Source organism: Luedemannella helvata (genome assembly GCF_039528415.1).
GTDB lineage: Bacteria > Actinomycetota > Actinomycetes > Mycobacteriales > Micromonosporaceae > Luedemannella > Luedemannella helvata.
Genome location: NZ_BAAALS010000112.1, coordinates 1 through 786 on the forward strand (window position 1 = coordinate 1; position 786 = coordinate 786).

The following is a 786-nucleotide window of genomic DNA, read 5'->3' on the forward strand; positions in this document are numbered from 1 at the left end:
CTGACCTCGGCCGATCCACGGCCGTGGGGAATCGTTTGTCATCACCGAACACCTTTCACGCGGGACGGGTCCCGGCCGCTCGGCGTTGCTCTGCGTGAGGGGGTCGATGAGACGCCTGCGGACGAACAGGCTGATGCCGACGGCACGCCGGCACGTTCGTCGCATCGTGCCTCGCCCGACGTTCGACACCTGTGAGCGTTGACAGCTGCGCCACATCAGGCCGGCTCGCATGAGCGGTCTCTCCAAGCGACGGGACGGGGTGGGGTGTTGCGTGGCGCGACCGTGGCGGAAGCGGGTCGCGCTCCCAGACGAGCACATCAGGGCTCAATGTTTTCGGCTGAGAAGGCCGAAAATAGCCGCACGACGAATTGGTGTCAACGACAACCTTCGATGACATGTGCATGAGGGCTTCTGCCATATTCTGACTGGTACACGCGCTACAGGTGCGTCCTGTCGCAGCCATAAGCCGGAACGAAGGCCAGCCCTCGCACCATCAGCCACATCAAGGGGTCCGGTTTTCGCCGAAACCCCGTCGGCCTTGACGACGATAGTTTCGGTGCTAGCCTTAACATCCTTGCAACATCCGCGTTGGTCGATTCGTAGTGCGCCCACGCTCCGTGTGCCCGGCCATGGACAACCGGAGAGCCGGCCGATCAGGCACCAACACGGCCTGCGACTTCCAGAGTGCCTCCACCGTCAACGGCGGCGACAACCAGCAATGGCAACTCGATCCGCGGCGGGCAGCGGCATTCGATCATGGTAGGGAAGGAGATGGTTGTGACCGTC

Annotated in this window: 1 protein-coding gene; it reads left to right on the plus strand. The window is 63.1% G+C overall.

Going from position 1 to position 786, the window contains the following annotated elements:
- On the plus strand, window positions 1-195 hold a 195-nt coding region (locus tag ABD191_RS28995), incomplete at its 5' end, for a hypothetical protein (protein ID WP_344089143.1).
- Window positions 196-786 lie beyond the last annotated feature (591 nt).